General features: G+C 49.1%; 13 protein-coding genes, 19 tRNA genes and 4 rRNA genes. 2 read left to right on the top strand and 34 right to left on the bottom strand.

Annotated features, from left to right (window positions below; genetic code table 11):
* Positions 1-26: 26 nt before the first annotated feature.
* Entirely contained in the window at positions 27-1,205 is a 1,179-nt protein-coding gene (queG, locus tag PP175_RS05310) for a tRNA epoxyqueuosine(34) reductase QueG (RefSeq protein ID WP_272441762.1), read from the bottom strand.
* A gap of 20 nt (positions 1,206-1,225) precedes the next feature.
* Positions 1,226-1,657 carry a ribonuclease HI gene (gene rnhA, locus PP175_RS05305; protein ID WP_272441761.1) on the bottom strand — a complete coding sequence of 144 codons (432 nt, stop codon included), beginning with the start codon at positions 1,655-1,657 and terminating at the stop codon, positions 1,226-1,228.
* A 124-nt stretch (positions 1,658-1,781) separates the two neighbouring features.
* Between rnhA and PP175_RS05300 the strand changes: the two genes are divergently transcribed.
* Complete coding sequence (locus PP175_RS05300) at positions 1,782-2,468, top strand: B3/B4 domain-containing protein (protein WP_272441760.1); 687 nt, start codon at positions 1,782-1,784, stop codon at positions 2,466-2,468.
* A gap of 126 nt (positions 2,469-2,594) precedes the next feature.
* Here the strand turns inward: PP175_RS05300 and PP175_RS05295 are convergent, their stop codons facing one another.
* The 26 genes from PP175_RS05295 to PP175_RS05170 form a co-directional block, all read right to left on the bottom strand.
* Entirely contained in the window at positions 2,595-3,935 is a 1,341-nt protein-coding gene (locus tag PP175_RS05295) for a purine/pyrimidine permease (protein ID WP_272441759.1), read from the bottom strand.
* A gap of 42 nt (positions 3,936-3,977) precedes the next feature.
* Complete coding sequence (locus tag PP175_RS05290) at positions 3,978-4,667, bottom strand: uracil-DNA glycosylase (RefSeq protein WP_272441758.1); 690 nt, start codon at positions 4,665-4,667, stop codon at positions 3,978-3,980.
* A 133-nt stretch (positions 4,668-4,800) separates the two neighbouring features.
* Positions 4,801-4,926 carry a hypothetical protein gene (locus PP175_RS05285; protein WP_272441757.1) on the bottom strand — a complete coding sequence of 42 codons (126 nt, stop codon included), beginning with the start codon at positions 4,924-4,926 and terminating at the stop codon, positions 4,801-4,803.
* A gap of 119 nt (positions 4,927-5,045) precedes the next feature.
* A complete protein-coding gene (locus tag PP175_RS05280) occupies positions 5,046-5,705 on the bottom strand; it encodes a uracil-DNA glycosylase (protein WP_272441756.1) in 660 nt (219 codons plus the stop codon).
* Positions 5,706-5,842: 137 nt separating this feature from the next.
* Positions 5,843-5,916 (bottom strand) — tRNA-Gly (locus PP175_RS05275).
* Between the two features lie 8 nt (positions 5,917-5,924).
* Positions 5,925-6,001 (bottom strand) — tRNA-Pro (locus PP175_RS05270).
* A gap of 11 nt (positions 6,002-6,012) precedes the next feature.
* Positions 6,013-6,101 (bottom strand) — tRNA-Leu (locus PP175_RS05265).
* 9 nt (positions 6,102-6,110) lie between these two features.
* Positions 6,111-6,185 (bottom strand) — tRNA-Cys (locus tag PP175_RS05260).
* A 116-nt stretch (positions 6,186-6,301) separates the two neighbouring features.
* Positions 6,302-6,377, bottom strand: a tRNA-Gly gene (locus PP175_RS05255).
* Between the two features lie 5 nt (positions 6,378-6,382).
* A tRNA-Gln gene (locus tag PP175_RS05250) sits at positions 6,383-6,457 on the bottom strand.
* 1 nt (position 6,458) lies between these two features.
* A tRNA-His gene (locus PP175_RS05245) sits at positions 6,459-6,534 on the bottom strand.
* Positions 6,535-6,545: 11 nt separating this feature from the next.
* A tRNA-Trp gene (locus PP175_RS05240) sits at positions 6,546-6,619 on the bottom strand.
* 10 nt (positions 6,620-6,629) lie between these two features.
* Positions 6,630-6,713 (bottom strand) — tRNA-Tyr (locus PP175_RS05235).
* Positions 6,714-6,852: 139 nt separating this feature from the next.
* Positions 6,853-6,928 (bottom strand) — tRNA-Thr (locus tag PP175_RS05230).
* A 53-nt stretch (positions 6,929-6,981) separates the two neighbouring features.
* A tRNA-Phe gene (locus tag PP175_RS05225) sits at positions 6,982-7,057 on the bottom strand.
* A gap of 56 nt (positions 7,058-7,113) precedes the next feature.
* Positions 7,114-7,190 (bottom strand) — tRNA-Asp (locus PP175_RS05220).
* Between the two features lie 157 nt (positions 7,191-7,347).
* Positions 7,348-7,423, bottom strand: a tRNA-Met gene (locus tag PP175_RS05215).
* 8 nt (positions 7,424-7,431) lie between these two features.
* A tRNA-Val gene (locus PP175_RS05210) sits at positions 7,432-7,507 on the bottom strand.
* Between the two features lie 2 nt (positions 7,508-7,509).
* Positions 7,510-7,586: transfer RNA gene (locus tag PP175_RS05205), tRNA-Glu, on the bottom strand.
* A 51-nt stretch (positions 7,587-7,637) separates the two neighbouring features.
* A tRNA-Ser gene (locus PP175_RS05200) sits at positions 7,638-7,732 on the bottom strand.
* Positions 7,733-7,803: 71 nt separating this feature from the next.
* A 23S ribosomal RNA gene (locus tag PP175_RS05195) occupies positions 7,804-10,742 on the bottom strand.
* 379 nt (positions 10,743-11,121) lie between these two features.
* A 5S ribosomal RNA gene (gene rrf, locus PP175_RS05190) occupies positions 11,122-11,238 on the bottom strand.
* Between the two features lie 98 nt (positions 11,239-11,336).
* Positions 11,337-12,871, bottom strand: a 16S ribosomal RNA gene (locus PP175_RS05185).
* Together the 16S, 23S and 5S rRNA genes with 16 tRNA genes alongside form the textbook arrangement of a ribosomal RNA operon.
* An 811-nt stretch (positions 12,872-13,682) precedes the next feature.
* Positions 13,683-13,913 (bottom strand): response regulator transcription factor, encoded by a 231-nt coding sequence (locus tag PP175_RS05180; protein ID WP_272441755.1) that lies wholly within the window; start codon positions 13,911-13,913, stop codon positions 13,683-13,685.
* A 27-nt stretch (positions 13,914-13,940) separates the two neighbouring features.
* Positions 13,941-14,204, bottom strand: a complete 264-nt coding sequence (locus tag PP175_RS05175; RefSeq protein WP_272441754.1) for a hypothetical protein — start codon at positions 14,202-14,204, stop codon at positions 13,941-13,943.
* A 62-nt stretch (positions 14,205-14,266) separates the two neighbouring features.
* Positions 14,267-14,644 (bottom strand): hypothetical protein, encoded by a 378-nt coding sequence (locus PP175_RS05170; protein ID WP_272441753.1) that lies wholly within the window; start codon positions 14,642-14,644, stop codon positions 14,267-14,269.
* Between the two features lie 273 nt (positions 14,645-14,917).
* Here PP175_RS05170 and PP175_RS05165 point away from each other — a divergent pair, with 273 nt between their 5' ends.
* Entirely contained in the window at positions 14,918-15,148 is a 231-nt protein-coding gene (locus PP175_RS05165) for a hypothetical protein (protein ID WP_272441752.1), read from the top strand.
* Between the two features lie 105 nt (positions 15,149-15,253).
* Here PP175_RS05165 and PP175_RS05160 read toward each other — a convergent pair whose 3' ends face one another.
* The 6 genes from PP175_RS05160 to PP175_RS05135 form a co-directional block, all read right to left on the bottom strand.
* Positions 15,254-16,114 carry a nucleotidyltransferase-like protein gene (locus tag PP175_RS05160; RefSeq protein ID WP_272441751.1) on the bottom strand — a complete coding sequence of 287 codons (861 nt, stop codon included), beginning with the start codon at positions 16,112-16,114 and terminating at the stop codon, positions 15,254-15,256.
* A 270-nt stretch (positions 16,115-16,384) separates the two neighbouring features.
* Complete coding sequence (gene perR / locus PP175_RS05155) at positions 16,385-16,822, bottom strand: peroxide-responsive transcriptional repressor PerR (RefSeq protein WP_442870449.1); 438 nt, start codon at positions 16,820-16,822, stop codon at positions 16,385-16,387.
* A 207-nt stretch (positions 16,823-17,029) separates the two neighbouring features.
* Positions 17,030-17,115: transfer RNA gene (locus PP175_RS05150), tRNA-Leu, on the bottom strand.
* Positions 17,116-17,119: 4 nt separating this feature from the next.
* Positions 17,120-17,194, bottom strand: a tRNA-Arg gene (locus PP175_RS05145).
* A 5-nt stretch (positions 17,195-17,199) separates the two neighbouring features.
* Positions 17,200-17,274, bottom strand: a tRNA-Asn gene (locus PP175_RS05140).
* Between the two features lie 69 nt (positions 17,275-17,343).
* Positions 17,344-20,282, bottom strand: a 23S ribosomal RNA gene (locus PP175_RS05135).
* Between the last annotated feature and the right edge of the window lie 178 nt (positions 20,283-20,460).

The raw sequence follows: 20,460 nt of genomic DNA, 5'->3' as shown, positions 1-20,460 counted from the left end.
CGCCGTGATGAGAAATGCGAGAAGATTTATTCGACAATTTCCATAGTTGATAGTGCTTTGTCGATTTCCTTTAGCACGGTAGTGTCCTTTTCTGTCAGTTTGACAGCGTTAAGGGCTTCCTGGCAACGTTCGCCGCCAATTCTGCCTAAAGCCCAGGCCGCAGTACCGCGCATAGCAGGACGTTCATCTTGATTGATTACATCGATAAGCGGTTCAACAGCTGAAGCATCCTTAAAAAAGCCTAGCGCTAGCACGGCATTTCGCTGAATCGGCTTCTTTCCCCGCCAGGCAGCTGAAGATGTGCCGAATCGGCGGGCAAATTCCTTTTTGCCAATGGTAAGCAGCGGCTTAAGCAAGGGTTTCATATTTTCCGGATCGGGTGTGAACTCAGCATGATGGGTGAAGTTGATCTTCCTGTTTTTTGGGCACACCTGCTGACATGTATCGCACCCGTACAACCGGTTCCCTACTGCGTCACGAAACTCTTCTGAAATATAATCTTTCACCTGAGTAAGATACGCAACACAGCGCTGAGAATTGAGCTGCCCTCCTTTGACTATAGCGCCTGTCGGGCATGAATCGATGCATAAGGTGCATTCCCCGCATTCATCCACCAGCGGAACATCCGGTTCGAATGGATAGCTGGTCAGCATCTCCCCCAGATACACCCATGAGCCAAATTCCGGTGTAATGAGGGAAGTGTTTTTCCCAACCCAGCCAATTCCCGCCCGTTCCGCGACCGCACGATCGGATAGGACACCTGTATCAACCATAGACTCGGTTACTATACCCGGAATTTGCTCCTTTAAAAACGTTTGAATTTTCTTTAATTTATTTCGCAGCACCGTATGGTAATCGTCCCCCCAGGCCACCCGGGCCATGATGCCCCGGTACTGACCCTTCTCAGACTTTGGCGGCGATTCCATACGGGACGGATAAGCAAGCGCAATGGAAATAATGCTTTTAACCTCTGGCATCGTGACAGCCGGGTCTGTTCTTTTTTCAATGTCTTTTTCCTCAAAGCCTGATTCATAGCCGTTATCTCTGTGTGTATACAGCCTGTCCTTAAGCGCAAGGAAAGGATTTGCACTGGCGAAGCCAATTTTATCGATGCCAATGGAATGGGCATAGTCGATCACTTCTTGTTTTAATGAAACAGCATGAGACTCCGGATGAGGCACACGCTGCTGCTGTAGGCTGCTCATTGTTGCCTCTCTTCCTATTTCTATCTGCGAATGGCTCCGGTGGCCAGTTCATCGCAGCGGTTGTTTAATTCATTATCGGCATGGCCTTTCACTTTGACAAAGTCAACTTTATGAATGTTCATAAGTGCCAGAAGTTCCTGCCATAGGTCTTTATTTTCCACCGGTTGTTTTTTGCTGTTTTTCCAGCCATTTTTAATCCAGTTCTTGTACCATCCCTGTTTGAAGCAGTTTACCAAATAAGCGCTGTCGCTATGCAGCTTAATATTGCAGGGCTCTTTCAGCGCCTTCATCGCCATTACGGCAGCTGTTAACTCCATCCGGTTGTTTGTTGTAACATCCTCGGCGCCGGACATTTCCCTTCTGTGGTCTCCGTATAACAACACGGCCCCCCAACCGCCCGGACCCGGATTGCCAGAACAGGCGCCATCTGTATAAATCGTAACTTCCTTCATTCAGAACCTCTCTTTGTTCGTCATTACTCCTAGTATAACAAATTGATCCCCCTGCTGAAAAAGCATTGTTTTCCTGAAAAAAGGGCGATTATGTTAAAATTAAAAGAAAAAAAGAGGTGGCAACGTGACACGGCTCTATACAATCCATCCTGCTATAAAAGAAAAAGTCCCAGGTTTAAGGCTGGGAATCATACGCTATCATGAAAGCAAGCTTTCTGCAACACCTAAATTGCTGCAAGGTCGCGTTAATTTATTCATGGAAAACATGCGCATGGATTATCTGGACAAGGCTGTTTCTGATGTGCCGGGTGTTAAAGAAATGCGATCGGTTTTCAAATCACTTGGGATGGATCCCTCCCGTTACCGCCCTTCCAATGAAGCGCTTATCCGGCGCATTTTACAAAATAAGCCTTTCAGCTGGGTCAATTCCGGCGTGGATGTAAATAACTTTCTCTCTATACAGTTTGGCCTTCCTGCAGGGCTCTATAACGCGGATAAAATTCAAGGCGACATTATTTTGCGCTCCGGTGAACTGGGAGATGTGTATGATGGTTTAAATGGGCGGGAAATTACCGGAGAGGACAAGTTTTTCCTGGCAGATAATAAAGGAATATTCGGCAGTCCATTTGTCGATTCAGTTCGAACGCGTGTGGATGAAGCAACTGTGGAGCTCTTACATATTTTCTTTATTCCGCCCGCATACAACCGGTACCCTGAGGAACAAATTCTCCGTGGCGCTGCGGAGATGTTCACCAATATTAACGGAGGAAGCTCCGGCATAGACGGCCAGCCCTTTTTGATTATTTCCTGATAAGAACAGGCGGCCTTAACGTTCTATGTTGGAAATAAAAACGTGTTTCCCGTAAAAACTTTTGCGCGAAACACGTTTGTTCGTTGTATCGATTGAATTGGAGATAAGGCTATCACGATATCACTGCTACTTGATCTCCCTTGAGGAGCGTAATACTACATGCTCAAGAAAAATAATAAGCAGTACGCCAATAACCAGCCCATTTCCAGCCAGGTAACTGACAAAAGGCGGCAGGGATCGCAGCGCTTCTACAGGAACAAACATCAGCCCGATACCTGCCATCAGGCCAAATCCAATGACCATGATATTTCGTTCGCTTAACTGAATACGGCCTAAATCCTGCAGGCCAAAGCCCAGCAGCTGCGTAAACGTAACAAACATGACTGCATAACCGACTGGAGAAGGCAGTTCAGCAATCAGGCTGCTTACCGACGGCATTAAGCCCAGAATCAACACCATAATGGAAGCCAGAACAAAAGGGAGCCGGGATGCAATGCGAGATACCTGAATAACACCGGCAGCGATCGATACAGGTACAAGGCCGACAATTCCGCCAACTCCGGACAAGATATGTGCAACGCCAGTGGCAACCCCGCCGCGCCTGTAGTCGCGGTTATCCGGCCTTACATTTACAACATTTCCGACCACGACAATACTGGCTATCAAGTTCGTGAGCAGAATCAGGCCCGTTAGCATCGCGGTAACAACCGTTCCAAGGTGAAATACTGGGCTGCCCCAGAAAAAGAGGTGCGGCAGGGAGAAAAGCGGATGGTTTCCGCTCACAGGCTGCGTCCAGCCGAGAATGCCAAATACAGCCCATCCAATCAACATGCTGATCAGTATGGCGAAACTTCTAAGATATTTATAGCGTGATCGAATCATGACAAAGGATAAAAACACAAGTATTAAGGAAACCACAGATACACCCGCGTTAACCCCGCTCTTTTTTGCGAAATAGCCGATCCCCAGCATCCCTTTCACAACCGGTCCGCTAAGCGAAACAGCTAATAGTATCAAGTAACCACCTGTTACAAGTGGGGTAAATAATTTCTGGATGCGTTCAATGACACCGGTAAGCCCCAGAATCATTAGCATAATCCCTGTTAGGATTAAGCCCATTTCCAGCTCCCGGCCAACCTCTCCTGGTGTCTGGCCCGTAACGCTTCCCAGACTGGCTAATATAACAAAAATCCCCCACCACATGCCGGCGGGTCCTTCAATAATCGGTAGACGGTGTCCGAACCATACTTGGAGCAGAGACGCCAATCCAATAAAAAAGCAGGTCTGCTGCACAAATTGGCCGACCTGAAGTGTATTTAATCCATATAGCTGGCCGATAACCAGCGGTACAACCAGTGAACTGGACAGGGTAATGAAGAACCACTGTATGGCTGCCGTTAAAGTTACTGTTATAGGAGGCTTATCAGCCAGTTCATAAAGATTTTGTGATTTTCCAATTGAATTCACGCTACCACCCTTGTCTGTTATGTATTTTTTATATGTAATCGTTTAAGCTTTCAGTAATTCTTGCAGAGTATGGACTGCAACCTTAATATCATGCCATACTTCTTTTTTTGCTTTTAAGAGGTCATCCCCGCGCTGGCGAATAACGTAGGCCGGATGCCAGGTTGGGACAACCTTGATGCCCTCAAAGTCATATACGTTTCCCCGATGAGGACCCATCGTTTTCTGCTCGGGGAAAAAGAATTGCTGGGCTACTTTTCCCAGCGCAATCACGACCCGCGGGCGAATCAGCTCGAGCTCCATTTTAAGATATTTAGAGCACGCAATGGTCTCCTCGCGCACAGGCGTACGGTTCTTACCTTTCTCATCGCTAACTCGGCACTTTACTACATTTGTAAGGTAAATATCTTCACGATGAATGCCCGCTTTGCTCAGAATCAGCGTCAACAGTGAACCGCTGATGCCTACAAGCGGCAGGCCCCAGTCTTCCTCATCCTCGCCAGGTCCTTCCCCTACAACCATTAGAGGCGTACGGGTGTGTCCGGTGCCGGGAACCCGGCCCTCGGCCCGTTCACAGAGCGCACAGTCGGTACAGGTTAGAATATGTCGGCGAAGCTGCTCCAGACGAACAATCTTTTCAACTGTATGTAAGGCTGGTGAAATATTATCAGGATTGTACCCATCTTTTTTTAAACGCTGGAAAAAATCACCCATTGCCTGTTGGACATTCTTCATAGCACGATCTCCCATTTCCATGGTACTGTTTAAAGTTTATCATACTTTATCGATTTTGCGGGAGGCAAAGGCGCGCCAAAAAAGGAGAGCAGGCTTTGCCCGCTCTCCTTTCTTACCCTTGTCGTGTTGCCGTTCAATCGTTGTTTGCTTTTTCACTCATTTGCACTGTCCAGGCTTTAAACAGTTGGTCTGGCTCGTTAAATTCGTTGAACACAGGCTCGGTGACTTCAAGCATACCGGAATCAATCATCACATTCATTCGTGTGGCAGGACTCCCACAATCCCTGTTTGACATTAGGAAGCTGTGGCTCTCTGCTGCACGCACTGGTTTTTTGCATAAAAAAATCCGTTCATACAAAATGAAAGGACTTTTTTAACCTACAGGAGCACGCTCGTAATTGAAAGATTGTCGATTGTTTCCCTCAAATTCTGTAGATCCTGTTCGAAAACTTGCTTTAATTCCTGCCGATAAATAATTGAGGCAGGGTGGTACAAAGGAAAAATGTGATAAGGTTGCTGAGACAACGTATACCTGCCCTCCTTTGTCATTTGTTGAATCGGAGTGGTTAAGAGGGTTCCGTGCACAGCCGAGATTGCCTGGTCTCCCGTCAATCTCTTCAACGGAATCGAACCTAATGTCACTATCAATTTCGGATTAAGCATTTCAATTTCATAATCCAACCAGATAGCGCACGCTTTAATCGCCTGAGCAGATGGCGGCTTGTTTGACTTTGTAATACGTACAGAGCCGTTTTTTAGTATGGTCTGCTTTTCTTTGTAGGGCCTGCAGCGTGTTGTGTTACCGATATACATTCTGTCTCTGTTTAATCCCACAGAAGTAAGAAAAGCATTTAGATTCTCCCCAGCTTTACCCTGAAAAGGCAGAGCAGATTTCATTTCTTCAGCGCCGGCGCTCTCCCCTATCAACATAACCTTCGCATCCAATCTTCCTGCACCAGGAACAGGCGTTTGTCCCTCTTCTCTCTTTAAACCGTCTTCACATCGAACACATGTCAAAAATTCATCTGGCAGAATCAAGTGATTCCTCTCCTTTTTCCTTTTAACCTTCCTTTTCCCAAATAAATGCCCAATGAAAGGGAAAAACGCGATCCTTCGTCCTTACCGGAACGAAAAACCGCGTTATTTATGTATGGCGTACCAATCGGTACATAATATGGAGCGGGTGATGGGAATCGAACCCACGTATTCAGCTTGGAAGGCTGATGTTCTACCATTGAACTACACCCGCACTATAAATGGTCGGGAAGACAGGATTTGAACCTGCGACCCCCTGGTCCCAAACCAGGTGCTCTACCAAGCTGAGCCACTTCCCGAACTAACTATGTGGTGCCGAGGACCGGAATCGAACCGGTACGGTAGTCACCTACCGCAGGATTTTAAGTCCTGTGCGTCTGCCAGTTCCGCCACCCCGGCACAATAAAATGGAGGAGGCAACCGGATTTGAACCGGTGAATAAAGGTTCTGCAGACCTTTGCCTTACCACTTGGCTATGCCTCCATAATAAACAGTAAAATCGACTTGGTTAGAATGAATATTAATGGAGCACCCTGCGGGTACATCTGATTTCATTCTTTACTAAGTAGTTTATTCGATGTAGTTAGAATGAATATTAATGGAGCGGACAACGAGACTCGAACTCGCGACCCCGACCTTGGCAAGGTCGTGCTCTACCAACTGAGCTATGTCCGCATGAATGGCTGGGGTACCTGGATTCGAACCAGGGCATGACGGAGTCAAAGTCCGTTGCCTTACCGCTTGGCTATACCCCAATGGGGCGATCGATGGGAATCGAACCCACGAATGTCGGAGCCACAATCCGATGCGTTAACCACTTCGCCACGACCGCCATTTTAAAATTGGCAGGGGCAGTAGGAATCGAACCCACACTGGAGGTTTTGGAGACCTCTGTTCTACCGTTAAACTATGCCCCTATTTCAATTATGGTGGAGGGGGACGGATTCGAACCGCCGAACCCAAGGGAGCGGATTTACAGTCCGCCGCGTTTAGCCACTTCGCTACCCCTCCATTATACAATGGAATGATTTAAGATAACAAATTATAAATTTATGCATTTAAAATCAATATCAATGGTACACCCTGTCGGGTACTACTGATTTCATTCTTTGCCAAGAAGTTCATTCGACGTTGTTAGAATGAATATTAATGGTGCCGGCGAAAGGACTTGAACCCTCAACCCCCTGATTACAAGTCAGGTGCTCTACCAGTTGAGCTACACCGGCGAAATAAAAACATACTAACCTGGTCTAAAATACGAGACAAGCATATAACAAGGTGGTGGCTCGGGACGGAATCGAACCGCCGACACGAGGATTTTCAGTCCTCTGCTCTACCGACTGAGCTACCGAGCCAACTTTGCATATACTGTTTTCTCTCGGGTGAGAGATCCGTTTACTTCTTGAATAAATGGCGGAGCCGACGGGACTCGAACCCGCGACCTCCGGAGTGACAGTCCAGCGTGAACTCCAACTTCACCACGGCTCCATATGTTGGTTGCACCCTAACGGTTACTACTGATTTCATTCTCTGCAAAGTAGATCATTCAACGCTGAAAGAATGAATAAATTGGTTGCACCCTGGCGGGTACCACTCATTTCATTCCAGCAAAGTTGTCAATTCGACGTAGTTGGAATGAATATTTTGGTTGCGGGGGCAGGACTTGAACCTGCGACCTTCGGGTTATGAGCCCGACGAGCTGCCAACTGCTCCACCCCGCGATAATCTATGGTGGAGGATGACGGGATCGAACCGCCGACCCTCTGCTTGTAAGGCAGATGCTCTCCCAGCTGAGCTAATCCTCCAATGGTGACCCGTAGGGGATTCGAACCCCTGAATGCATGCGTGAAAGGCATGTGAGTTAAGCCGCTTCTCCAACGGGCCAACAGAACGTGCCTGCTTTTAGCAGAACATTCACTCTAACAAGTGTTTTTATGGCGGACAGAGTGGGATTCGAACCCACGAGACGGGTTTACCCCGCCTACACGATTTCCAATCGTGCTCCTTCGACCAAACTCGGACATCTGTCCATCTAGAATTAAAGGTTTGCACCTTCAAAACTGAACTGGAAGAAACGATGCGTTAGGAATTCCTTAAAAATTGGGTTAAGCCCTCGACCGATTAGTATTCGTCAGCTCCATGCGTTACCACACTTCTACCCCGAACCTATCTACCTCATCATCTATAAGGGGTCTTACCAGCTTATGCTGTGGGAAATCTCATCTTGAGGGGGGCTTCACGCTTAGATGCTTTCAGCGCTTATCCCGGCCGCACATAGCTACCCAGCGATGCTCCTGGCGGAACAACTGGTGCACCAGCGGTGCGTCCATCCCGGTCCTCTCGTACTAAGGACAGCTCCTCTCAAATTTCCTGCGCCCACGACAGATAGGGACCGAACTGTCTCACGACGTTCTGAACCCAGCTCGCGTACCGCTTTAATGGGCGAACAGCCCAACCCTTGGGACCTACTTCAGCCCCAGGATGCGATGAGCCGACATCGAGGTGCCAAACCTCCCCGTCGATGTGGACTCTTGGGGGAGATAAGCCTGTTATCCCCAGGGTAGCTTTTATCCGTTGAGCGATGGCCCTTCCATGCGGAACCACCGGATCACTAAGCCCGACTTTCGTCCCTGCTCGACTTGTAGGTCTCGCAGTCAAGCTCCCTTGTGCCTTTACACTCTGCGAATGATTTCCAACCATTCTGAGGGAACCTTTGGGCGCCTCCGTTACACTTTAGGAGGCGACCGCCCCAGTCAAACCGCCCACCTGACACGGTCCTCCATCCCGATAAGGGATGCGAGTGAGAAGGCCGGCATAATCAGGGTGGTATCCCAAGGATGCCTCCACCGAACCTGGCGGTCCGGGTTCAAAGGCTCCCACCTATCCTGTACAAATCATACCAGCATTCAATATCAAGCTGCAGTAAAGCTCCATGGGGTCTTTCCGTCTTGTCGCGGGTAACCTGCATCTTCACAGGTAGTATGATTTCACCGAGTCTCTTGCCGAGACAGTGCCCAAGTCGTTACGCCTTTCGTGCGGGTCGGAACTTACCCGACAAGGAATTTCGCTACCTTAGGACCGTTATAGTTACGGCCGCCGTTTACTGGGGCTTCGGTTTACAGCTTCGCGCTTGCGCGCTAACCGCTCCCCTTAACCTTCCAGCACCGGGCAGGCGTCAGCCCCTATACTTCGCCTTGCGGCTTCGCAGAGACCTGTGTTTTTGCTAAACAGTCGCTTGGGCCTTTTCACTGCGGCCCCCTCACGCTTATCACGCTAGCGGGGCACCCCTTCTCCCGAAGTTACGGGGTCATTTTGCCGAGTTCCTTAGCAAGAGTTTTCTCGCGCGCCTTAGGATTCTCTCCTCGCCTACCTGTGTCGGTTTGCGGTACGGGTACCTTACTTCTCGCTAGAAGCTTTTCTTGGCAGTGTGAGATCAGGAACTTCGGTACTTAAATTTCCCTCGCCATCACAACCCGGCGTTACAGTGTACGGATTTGCCTATACACACGCCTCATTGCTTGGACAGACATAACCAGCAGTCTGCTTGCCTTACCCTCCTGCGTCCCTCCATCGCTCAAATGAAGTAGAGGTAGTACAGGAATTTCCACCTGTTGTCCATCGCCTACGCCTTTCGGCCTCGGCTTAGGTCCCGACTAACCCTGAGAGGACGAGCCTTCCTCAGGAACCCTTAGGCTTTCGGCGGAAGGGATTCTCACCCTTCTTTTCGCTACTTACACCGGCATTCTCACTTCCTGCCGCTCCACCCGTCCTTTCGGTCGAGCTTCACCGCTGCAGGAACGCTCCCCTACCCCTGACACCTACGGTGTCAAGCCACAGCTTCGGTACTTCACTTAGCCCCGTTACATTTTCCGCGCAGAGTCACTCGACCAGTGAGCTATTACGCACTCTTTAAATGGTGGCTGCTTCTAAGCCAACATCCTGGTTGTCTGGGCAACTCCACATCGTTTCCCACTTAGTGAAGATTTAGGGACCTTAGCTGGTGGTCTGGGCTGTTTCCCTTTTGACTACGGATCTTAGCACTCGCAGTCTGACTCCCGGATATCTGTAGCCGGCATTCGGAGTTTGACTGAATTTGGTACCCCGCGAGGGGCCCGCATCCAATCAGTGCTCTACCTCCGGTACAGTAAATCCGAGGCTAGCCCTAAAGCTATTTCGGGGAGAACCAGCTATCTCCGAGTTCGATTGGAATTTCTCCGCTACCCACACCTCATCCCCGCACTTTTCAACGTGCGTGGGTTCGGGCCTCCAGTGCGTGTTACCGCACCTTCACCCTGGACATGGGTAGATCACACGGTTTCGGGTCTACGGCTGCGTACTCACTCGCCCTGTTCAGACTCGCTTTCGCTGCGGCTCCGGCTTCTCACCTTAACCTCGCACGCAACCGTAACTCGCCGGTTCATTCTACAAAAGGCACGCCGTCACACAGTTAATGTGCTCCGACTAGTTGTAGGCACACGGTTTCAGGTTCTCTTTCACTCCCCTCCCGGGGTGCTTTTCACCTTTCCCTCACGGTACTGGTTCACTATCGGTCGCCAGGTAGTATTTAGCCTTGGGAGATGGTCCTCCCAGCTTCCCACGAGGTTTCACGTGTCTCGTGGTACTCAGGGTACGTCTCGGAGAGACGGCCATTTCGATTACAGGGTTGTTACCTTCTGTGACGGGCCTTTCCAGGCCGCTTCATCTATGACCGTCTTTTGTAACTCCATGTGAGACGCCCTACAACCCCGGAAGGCGAACCTTCCGGTTTGGGCTTCTCCGCGTTCGCTCGCCGCTACTTACGGAATCACTATTGTTTTCTGTTCCTCAGGGTACTTAGATGTTTCAGTTCCCCTGGTCTGCCTCTACCTGCCCTATGGATTCAGGCAGGAGTACGATCCCATTACGAATCGTGGGTTTCCCCATTCGGACATCTCCGGATCAACGCTTGCTTACAGCTCACCGGAGCATTTCGCAGTTCGCCACGTCCTTCTTCGGCTCCTGGCGCCTAGGCATCCACCGTGTGCCCTTTATAGCTTAACCTCTGGTTTCCAATCAAGCGTCCTGATCAACGTCGATCTTCTGCGTTGCGTTGTCCCTGCGCTGCTCACGTATCAAAATCATACGCTCCGCTGCTCGGTCCTGCCGCGCCTTGAATCTCTCGTTTCTCATGCCGCTTTCTTTCATGGAAATCCGGTTTCACCTAAAAGGTTGTTACAATTGGATTTTCCTATTGCGCATTGTTTCTTCCATGATTCAGTTTTCAAAGTGCAAAATTGACGCCCACGGATGGGCTAACGTCTACGTTGCAACAGCGACGACCAGGACGGTCTAGCATCGTTAACGCAACAGGACGTTGCGCATGTTAACGATGGCACGTTGCGCTTTTAGTAGACGATCCTTTTCGGCAACAAGGTTGCCGGCCTGGCAATGTCCTACTCTCCCAGGGCGCTGCCGCCCAAGTACCATCGGCGCTGAAGGACTTAACTTCTGTGTTCGGGATGGGAACAGGTGTGACCCCTTCGCCAATATTGCCAGACAGCAAGATACTTAGTGTATCTCATTTTGTATTCAATTCCAAGAAGAAGTTCCTGGAAAACTGAACAGTGAAAGTGCCAGTGTGCCGATTCTCCATAGAAAGGAGGTGATCCATCCGCACCTTCCGGTACGGATACCTTGTTACGACTTCACCCCAATCATCTGCCCCACCTTCGGCGGCTGGCTCCTTACGGTTACCTCACCGACTTCGGGTGTTGCAAACTCTCGTGGTGTGACGGGCGGTGTGTACAAGACCCGGGAACGTATTCACCGCGGCATGCTGATCCGCGATTACTAGCGATTCCGGCTTCATGCAGGCGAGTTGCAGCCTGCAATCCGAACTGAGAATGGTTTTTAGGGATTGGCATACTCTCGCGAGTTAGCAGCCCGTTGTACCATCCATTGTAGCACGTGTGTAGCCCAGGACATAAGGGGCATGATGATTTGACGTCATCCCCACCTTCCTCCGTCTTGTCGACGGCAGTCTCCCTAGAGTGCCCAACTGAATGCTGGCAACTAAGGACAAGGGTTGCGCTCGTTGCGGGACTTAACCCAACATCTCACGACACGAGCTGACGACAACCATGCACCACCTGTCACCGCTGTCCCGAAGGAAGCCTCTGTCTCCAGAGGGGTCAGCGGGATGTCAAGCCCTGGTAAGGTTCTTCGCGTTGCTTCGAATTAAACCACATGCTCCACCGCTTGTGCGGGTCCCCGTCAATTCCTTTGAGTTTCAGCCTTGCGGCCGTACTCCCCAGGCGGAGTGCTTATTGCGTTAGCTGCGGCACTGAGGATTGGAGTCCCCAACACCTAGCACTCATCGTTTACGGCGTGGACTACCAGGGTATCTAATCCTGTTTGCTCCCCACGCTTTCGCGCCTCAGCGTCAGTTACAGACCAGAGAGTCGCCTTCGCCACTGGTGTTCCTCCACATCTCTACGCATTTCACCGCTACACGTGGAATTCCACTCTCCTCTTCTGCACTCAAGCCTCCCAGTTTCAGGTGGCCCTCCACGGTTGAGCCGTGGGCTTTCACACCTGACTTAAGAAACCGCCTGCGCGCGCTTTACGCCCAATAATTCCGGACAACGCTTGCCCCCTACGTATTACCGCGGCTGCTGGCACGTAGTTAGCCGGGGCTTTCTCGTCAGGTACCGTCAGACCGGGAGGTCGTCCCGGCGGTTCTTCCCTGACAACAGAGCTTTACGATCCGAAAACCTTCATCGCTCACGCGGCGTTGCTCCGTCAGACTTTCGTCCATTGCGGAAGATTCCCTACTGCTGCCTCCCGTAGGAGTCTGGGCCGTGTCTCAGTCCCAGTGTGGCCGATCACCCTCTCAGGTCGGCTACGCATCGTCGCCTTGGTAGGCCACTACCCCACCAACTAGCTAATGCGCCGCGGGCCCATCTGTAAGTGTCCGAAAACTTTCCATTCAGAACCATGCGGTTCTGCATCCTATCCGGTATTAGCTTCGGTTTCCCGAAGTTATCCCAAGCTTACAGGCAGGTTGCCCACGTGTTACTCACCCGTCCGCCGCTAACTTTGAAAAGCAAGCTTCTCAAAGTCCGCTCGACTTGCATGTATTAGGCACGCCGCCAGCGTTCGTCCTGAGCCAGGATCAAACTCTCCAAAAAGGTTCGATACTGTTCGCTCATACGAGCTGGTCTTACTTAATAAATCCAGAATTGAATTCTGGGTCAATCGCACATTTGGCATTTCACTGTTCAGTTTTCAAGGAACTCTATCGGTCAGTCGCTCAATCAGCTGCGACTTTTATATTATATCAAATGACGGATTGCTTTGCAACATTTTTTTATCTTATGTTTTGTTGCTGTCTGTTTGACTCGCTTAACAGCGACAAGAAATAATATATCATAATCATAGATACGAAGTCAATATAGTTTTTAAACATTACATTAGGACTTTGCAATCTACCTAGAAAAAAATGATTGCTGCTAGCTTAAAATAATGCTTTAAATGGACGGTATGAAATAAAAAGTCTGTAAAACCCACAATGTGTGGGAAACAGCCCTTTTTGTATTCGCTTACAAAACTATGCAAACATCCCAGCTTCCGACTCATTCATCTTATAGATCTCATTGATAGATTTACCACGGGCTCTCTCGAGAATAACCAGGCGAATACCAAGCTGCTTTAAAGCATAATTAATAAATCATCCACGCCTGCCCCAAAGGGGGGCTCCTCATAATGCGCATAATTATCTTGAATCATCCCTAATGCTAATTATACGTAACAGAAGCATTCACAATGGCTTCGGGGGACTTATCAGTAAGCAGGCGTTGCATAGCAGAAGGAAGCTCAACGGATAAAATCGATTGTAGCTATCCGACTGGTTTGGATCGATGATTTGCTCGACACCAATCCGGTCAAGAAATGTGCGTACCGCACCACTATCGTTTAATCTATCCCGAAAAAAGAAGGGAATTAATGAATGAGGCCCATACGTATTGCATTCGCCACCACTTCTGTCCGGTTATTAGCGCAAAGCTTCTCAGTTGCAGCGGTAAGGTAGTCGCGCACCGTATAATCGCTTAATTGCAGACGGGCGGCTATCTGTTTGGTGCTTTCCCCAAACGCGGCGAGCTGGACCACTTCGATTTCGCGCGGGCTAAGCGGCCGTTCATATTGCACAGCGGTGAAACTATTTCCCAACATTGCCCGCTCTATAAAAAAGCTGATGTTTTAACCAAATTGCAGGCTGACATACAAGGTTTCACTGGATGGTTCAAAATACTCGCCACCATTATCAAGCAGGGCAGCTCCCATCACCCGATCATCAGAAAGCAGCGGGGTGACGACAAGAGACGTAAGCCCGAATTCTTCAATGTAGTGGGTTGGCAGGCCATTTAAACCCGCTACAGTTGGCACATAAGCCGGCATTTTGGAAGCGAGCAAAAGCGGAGAGAAAGGGATCTGATCCCAGCGCTCACGTATTCGCCTAATCATATCATTCCGCGCGTTGTATGCCGCTATCCCTTAAAAGGCCATTTGATCAGGTACGTATGAAACTAAAGATACCCGTTTAAAATCCAAAAGCTCTGTAAACATAACCGCGGCAGTTTGCAGCATTTCTGTTTTGCGGACACCTGCCATCTGCTCGCAGAGCCGGGCATTTTTCTGTAAAGGGTGGGGTTTTTCCCCTTTTTTCCATAACTCATGGCTATTGCGGAATAAGAGACTACAATATCTATCATTTCCTGAAGTTCCGGCATCGGGTCAAATGAAAGAAAGGACACGGTTTTGACCCATAGTTCGTAATGTCCGGACAAAGGAAGAACAAGAGAGTCGGCTACTGAAACATCCAAAAAGTTAGCGTCAACGAGGATATCCGGAATCGTGCCAGCTGTTTTGATTACCTGAATATTGTTTTCGGACCGTTTAACCAAAGCAACCCAATCAATGTCAGCCGGAAGAGAAAACGACTGAAAACAGAAGCAAATTCCGCCAAAGGTAAGAAATTCTAACGTTATTAGATTACACCGATGGCTTGGGGGCCGAATAATCCGGATATTGAGCGAATTCTTGAGAACCACCTTTTATTTGGAAGGGATATGGCATAAAAGCAAAGATGGAAACGGTAGAAGATGCGCTCCGGGATGCTTTTACAGCCGATAAATCAACGTCTCTCATCGTTGAATGGCTTGCAGGAAAAAGCGGAGATGAGCCGGCGCTATGAACAGGAGGAGCGGTACAGCAAACTTGGGAAGGAAATTGCCCAGGGAATTCGAGAAGGCTTAGAGTTAGTATACAACAAGAAGATTGAGGATTTTGAAACGGAGGTTAGGCAGTTAAATAATAGATTTGCCAGGCTTGTTTGCCTGCTTGAAAGACAGACTAATTATACAAATGTCAGGGATGGATTCGGCTTATTTCCCAATGACTATTTATGAGAAGGACATCCCCTGATGTTCTTTATTGTTTTAAGAGGTTATAAAAGAAAAAATCCGCGGTTGCCGAAACCCTTTCTTTAGAAACATTTCACCGCGGACTATATTTTACACGATCCGGTATCTTTTTTCCGTTCCATATACTGTTGGTATACATACTTCTTGTAGCAGGGAACGTGTCACTAACTTATTCAGAAGAAGCACAAGGTTAATTTGTATGCCTTTAAAATTCGGATGGGCCATTAATTCACTTATGGACCATGATTTCGAATCTTCTCTCATGGTATCTAGCAAAAACTTGCTGCATTTTTCTATTTTTGATATAACGGAAAATTCCGAGGCTAAAAGCAGCAATTCAATACGTTTCTCTAGTGGATCTGTGCTGGTGATTAGTTCTTCATAAAGCTTAAAAATAGAATAATCTATGGAATGTACTTGCTGCCACACCACGGTCTCCGGTATTTCCCCCGCTTCGAGAATGGTCAACCGAGCCCAGTGTTCAAGAGCATGAAATACGCTATTATAAGCATCAAGTAGTAAGCCATTTCTTACGAATTCCTTCGCCTCAAGGTACCGTTGCAGAAAATGGCTAAACTCGATACAAATCGTGCGTTCTTGAAATTTAGAAGGATGTGTTGAAAATTTTTCCCGAAATGTGTTTATGTATTGATAATCGTCATATAACACTTCACCCTGCATAACTAGCTGAATCAGACGGCGGTGCATACGGGTCTCCATTAAATCAGAAAGGTAACGCTTGTCCAACTGAACCATCTGGATGTTGACTCCATTTACCATCATATTTTTCACATCGACCCGATTCTCAGCATCTTCAACTACAGTAATTAGCATTTCATCAAAACCGTCAATAAGGCTACTTTCTCTATTCTGTGGGGCAATTCTAATCATGGATAAAACGGAATCGCTAATGAATATCGGTTGAAAAGCTTCTAAAGGAAACCATTTCATAAAACCCGAACTCCTCTCCCGCTATTTTCGCAAAAAGAATCAATGCTTTTTAACATCTGTGCCATACATTACCTTCGACAGAAATAGGTAAAAAACCTTCTCCTATTGACATAGTGTAAATATTTATATATTATAATAAATGTACATTTCTTTTACTCTTCCTGAGGTACTAACTATATCCTTCTTAACCTTCCCTGACAGGGGGAGGCTTTTTTCATATCAAAAAATCCCGCTGTAGATGTGCCTATCTCCAGCGGGATTTTTTTAACTTCAATGGTTCAACTGACAGCTTCTGCAAGTTCCGTACACTTCCATTCGGTGAGAGGCCACCTTAAAACCTGTAATTTTTGCCGCCACCTGTTCCACATTACTCAAATTTTCGGTGTAGAAATCTTCTATTTTGCCGCATCTATCGCAAATTGCATGATAGTGGGTCTGCAAATTGGCATCAAAACGACTGGAAGCATCTCCATATGTCAGTTCCTTTATAAGTCCAAGATCCTTAAATACTTTCAGATTATTATAGATAGTCGCCACACTCATGTTGGGAAATTTAGTTTCCAGCATTTTATAAATTTCATCTGCTGTCGGGTGTGTCATTGTCTCTATTAAAAAGCTTAAAATGGCCTGGCGTTGAGGCGTTATCCGAACGCCAGAACCTTTTAATTTTTCGATAGCTATTTTTAATTGTTGTCCAGGCACTTGTATGCACCTCTTCCTTCTGGCTGTCTATTGTCAATAGTGTAAGGTTTTAAATACAAGCTGTCAATTTAGTTAAGTAGAGATTTCACTGTATAAAACCTTCTTCGGTATCACTCCGTGTTTGCCGCACGAAGGTATAACAAAGCGGGTATTTTTCTTATACATCAAAAAAACGCTGGGAATCCCACAGCGTCTCATTTATGTGTACATGCATGGTGCGGTCGGCGAGACTCGAACTCGCACGATCAAGGACCACTACCCCCTCAAGATAGCGTGTCTGCCAATTCCACCACGACCGCTTTATGGCGGGCCTACCAGGATTCGAACCTGGGCGCCTGGTACCGGAAACCAGCGCTCTATCCCCTGAGCTATAGGCCCATATATGGCTCCGCAGGCCGGACTCGAACCAGCGACCGATCGGTTAACAGCCGATTGCTCTACCACTGAGCTACTGCGGAATAAAGAAGATTACTTGCACTTTGAAAACTGAATTGGAAGTAACGATGCGTTAGGAATCCCTTAAAAATTTGGTTAAGCCCTCGACCGATTAGTATTCGTCAGCTCCATGCGTTGCCGCACTTCTACCCCGAACCTATCTACCTCATCATCTATAAGGGGTCTTACCAGCTTATGCTGTGGGAAATCTCATCTTGAGGGGGGCTTCACGCTTAGATGCTTTCAGCGCTTATCCCGGCCGCACATAGCTACCCAGCGATGCTCCTGGCGGAACAACTGGTGCACCAGCGGTGCGTCCATCCCGGTCCTCTCGTACTAAGGACAGCTCCTCTCAAATTTCCTGCGCCCACGACAGATAGGGACCGAACTGTCTCACGACGTTCTGAACCCAGCTCGCGTACCGCTTTAATGGGCGAACAGCCCAACCCTTGGGACCTACTTCAGCCCCAGGATGCGATGAGCCGACATCGAGGTGCCAAACCTCCCCGTCGATGTGGACTCTTGGGGGAGATAAGCCTGTTATCCCCAGGGTAGCTTTTATCCGTTGAGCGATGGCCCTTCCATGCGGAACCACCGGATCACTAAGCCCGACTTTCGTCCCTGCTCGACTTGTAGGTCTCGCAGTCAAGCTCCCTTGTGCCTTTACACTCTGCGAATGATTTCCAACCATTCTGAGGGAACCTTTGGGCGCCTCCGTTACACTTTAGGAGGCGACCGCCCCAGTCAAACTGCCCACCTGACACGGTCCTCCATCCCGATAAGGGATGCGAGTGAGAAGGCCGGCATAATCAGGGTGGTATCCCAAGGATGCCTCCACCGAACCTGGCGGTCCGGGTTCAAAGGCTCCCACCTATCCTGTACAAATCATACCAGCATTCAATATCAAGCTGCAGTAAAGCTCCATGGGGTCTTTCCGTCTTGTCGCGGGTAACCTGCATCTTCACAGGTAGTATGATTTCACCGAGTCTCTTGCCGAGACAGTGCCCAAGTCGTTACGCCTTTCGTGCGGGTCGGAACTTACCCGACAAGGAATTTCGCTACCTTAGGACCGTTATAGTTACGGCCGCCGTTTACTGGGGCTTCGGTTCACAGCTTCGCGCTTGCGCGCTAACCGCTCCCCTTAACCTTCCAGCACCGGGCAGGCGTCAGCCCCTATACTTCGCCTTGCGGCTTCGCAGAGACCTGTGTTTTTGCTAAACAGTCGCTTGGGCCTTTTCACTGCGGCCCCCTCACGCTTATCACGCTAGCGGGGCACCCCTTCTCCCGAAGTTACGGGGTCATTTTGCCGAGTTCCTTAGCAAGAGTTTTCTCGCGCGCCTTAGGATTCTCTCCTCGCCTACCTGTGTCGGTTTGCGGTACGGGTACCTTACTTCTCGCTAGAAGCTTTTCTTGGCAGTGTGAGATCAGGAACTTCGGTACTTAAATTTCCCTCGCCATCACAACCCGGCGTTACAGTGTACGGATTTGCCTATACACACGCCTCATTGCTTGGACAGACATAACCAGCAGTCTGCTTGCCTTACCCTCCTGCGTCCCTCCGTTGCTCAAACGAAGTAGAGGTAGTACAGGAATTTCCACCTGTTGTCCATCGCCTACGCCTTTCGGCCTCGGCTTAGGTCCCGACTAACCCTGAGAGGACGAGCCTTCCTCAGGAACCCTTAGGCTTTCGGCGGAAGGGATTCTCACCCTTCTTTTCGCTACTTACACCGGCATTCTCACTTCCTGCCGCTCCACCCGTCCTTCCGGTCGAGCTTCACCGCTGCAGGAACGCTCCCCTACCCCTGACACCTACGGTGTCAAGCCACAGCTTCGGTACTTCACTTAGCCCCGTTACATTTTCCGCGCAGAGTCACTCGACCAGTGAGCTATTACGCACTCTTTAAATGGTGGCTGCTTCTAAGCCAACATCCTGGTTGTCTGGGCAACTCCACATCGTTTCCCACTTAGTGAAGATTTAGGGACCTTAGCTGGTGGTCTGGGCTGTTTCCCTTTTGACTACGGATCTTAGCACTCGCAGTCTGACTCCCGGATATCTGTAGCCGGCATTCGGAGTTTGACTGAATTTGGTACCCCGCGAGGGGCCCGCATCCAATCAGTGCTCTACCTCCGGTACAGTAAATCCGAGGCTAGCCCTAAAGCTATTTCGGGGAGAACCAGCTATCTCCGAGTTCGATTGGAATTTCTCCGCTACCCACACCTCATCCCCGCACTTTTCAACGTGCGTGGGTTCGGGCCTCCAGTGCGTGTTACCGCACCTTCACCCTGGACATGGGTAGATCACACGGTTTCGGGTCTACGGCTGCGTACTGAATCGCCCTGTTCAGACTCGCTTTCGCTGCGGCTCCGGCTTCTCACCTTAACCTCGCACGCAACCGTAACTCGCCGGTTCATTCTACAAAAGGCACGCCGTCACACAGTTAATGTGCTCCGACTAGTTGTAGGCACACGGTTTCAGGTTCTCTTTCACTCCCCTCCCGGGGTGCTTTTCACCTTTCCCTCACGGTACTGGTTCACTATCGGTCGCCAGGTAGTATTTAGCCTTGGGAGATGGTCCTCCCAGCTTCCCACGAGGTTTCACGTGTCTCGCGGTACTCAGGGTACGTCTCGGAGAGACGGCCATTTCGATTACAGGGTTGTTACCTTCTGTGACGGGCCTTTCCAGACCGCTTCATCTATGACCGTCTTTTGTAACTCCATGTGAGACGCCCTACAACCCCGGAAGGCGAACCTTCCGGTTTGGGCTTCTCCGCGTTCGCTCGCCGCTACTTACGGAATCACTATTGTTTTCTGTTCCTCAGGGTACTTAGATGTTTCAGTTCCCCTGGTCTGCCTCTACCTGCCCTATGGATTCAGGCAGGAGTACGATTCCATTATGAATCGTGGGTTTCCCCATTCGGACATCTCCGGATTAACGCTTGCTTACAGCTCCCCGGAGCATTTCGCAGTTCGCCACGTCCTTCTTCGGCTCCTGGCGCCTAGGCATCCACCGTGTGCCCTTCATAGCTTAACCTCTATCGCCTTGCCTTAAGCTTCGAATCTCTTCGTCTGCTTGTCACTGCGCTGCTCACGTATTAAAATACGCTCCGCTGCTCGTTCCCACGCATCCTCGATCTTCTCGCTTCTGACAACGCTCTAATATGGTATCACCTAAAAGTTATTACAATTGGATTTTCCTATTGCGCATTGTT

Origin of the sequence: Aneurinibacillus sp. Ricciae_BoGa-3 (genome assembly GCF_028421645.1) — a bacterium.
Lineage (GTDB): Bacteria > Bacillota > Bacilli > Aneurinibacillales > Aneurinibacillaceae > Aneurinibacillus_B.
This window is presented reverse-complemented; position numbering and strand designations above follow the sequence as displayed.

Excerpts from the sequence above, each read along its gene's own strand:
- queG (WP_272441762.1), bottom strand. The coding sequence starts at position 1,205 with ATGAGCAGCCTACAGCAGCAGCGTGTGCCTCATCCGGAGTCTCATGCT.
- rnhA (WP_272441761.1), bottom strand. The coding sequence starts at position 1,657 with ATGAAGGAAGTTACGATTTATACAGATGGCGCCTGTTCTGGCAATCCG.
- PP175_RS05290 (WP_272441758.1), bottom strand. The coding sequence starts at position 4,667 with ATGAAGAATGTCCAACAGGCAATGGGTGATTTTTTCCAGCGTTTAAAA.
- PP175_RS05285 (WP_272441757.1), bottom strand. The coding sequence starts at position 4,926 with ATGAATGTGATGATTGATTCCGGTATGCTTGAAGTCACCGAGCCTGTG.
- PP175_RS05180 (WP_272441755.1), bottom strand. The coding sequence starts at position 13,913 with ATGTTGGGAAATAGTTTCACCGCTGTGCAATATGAACGGCCGCTTAGC.
- PP175_RS05175 (WP_272441754.1), bottom strand. The coding sequence starts at position 14,204 with ATGATTAGGCGAATACGTGAGCGCTGGGATCAGATCCCTTTCTCTCCG.
- PP175_RS05165 (WP_272441752.1), top strand. The coding sequence starts at position 14,918 with ATGAGCCGGCGCTATGAACAGGAGGAGCGGTACAGCAAACTTGGGAAG.
- PP175_RS05160 (WP_272441751.1), bottom strand. The coding sequence starts at position 16,114 with ATGAAATGGTTTCCTTTAGAAGCTTTTCAACCGATATTCATTAGCGAT.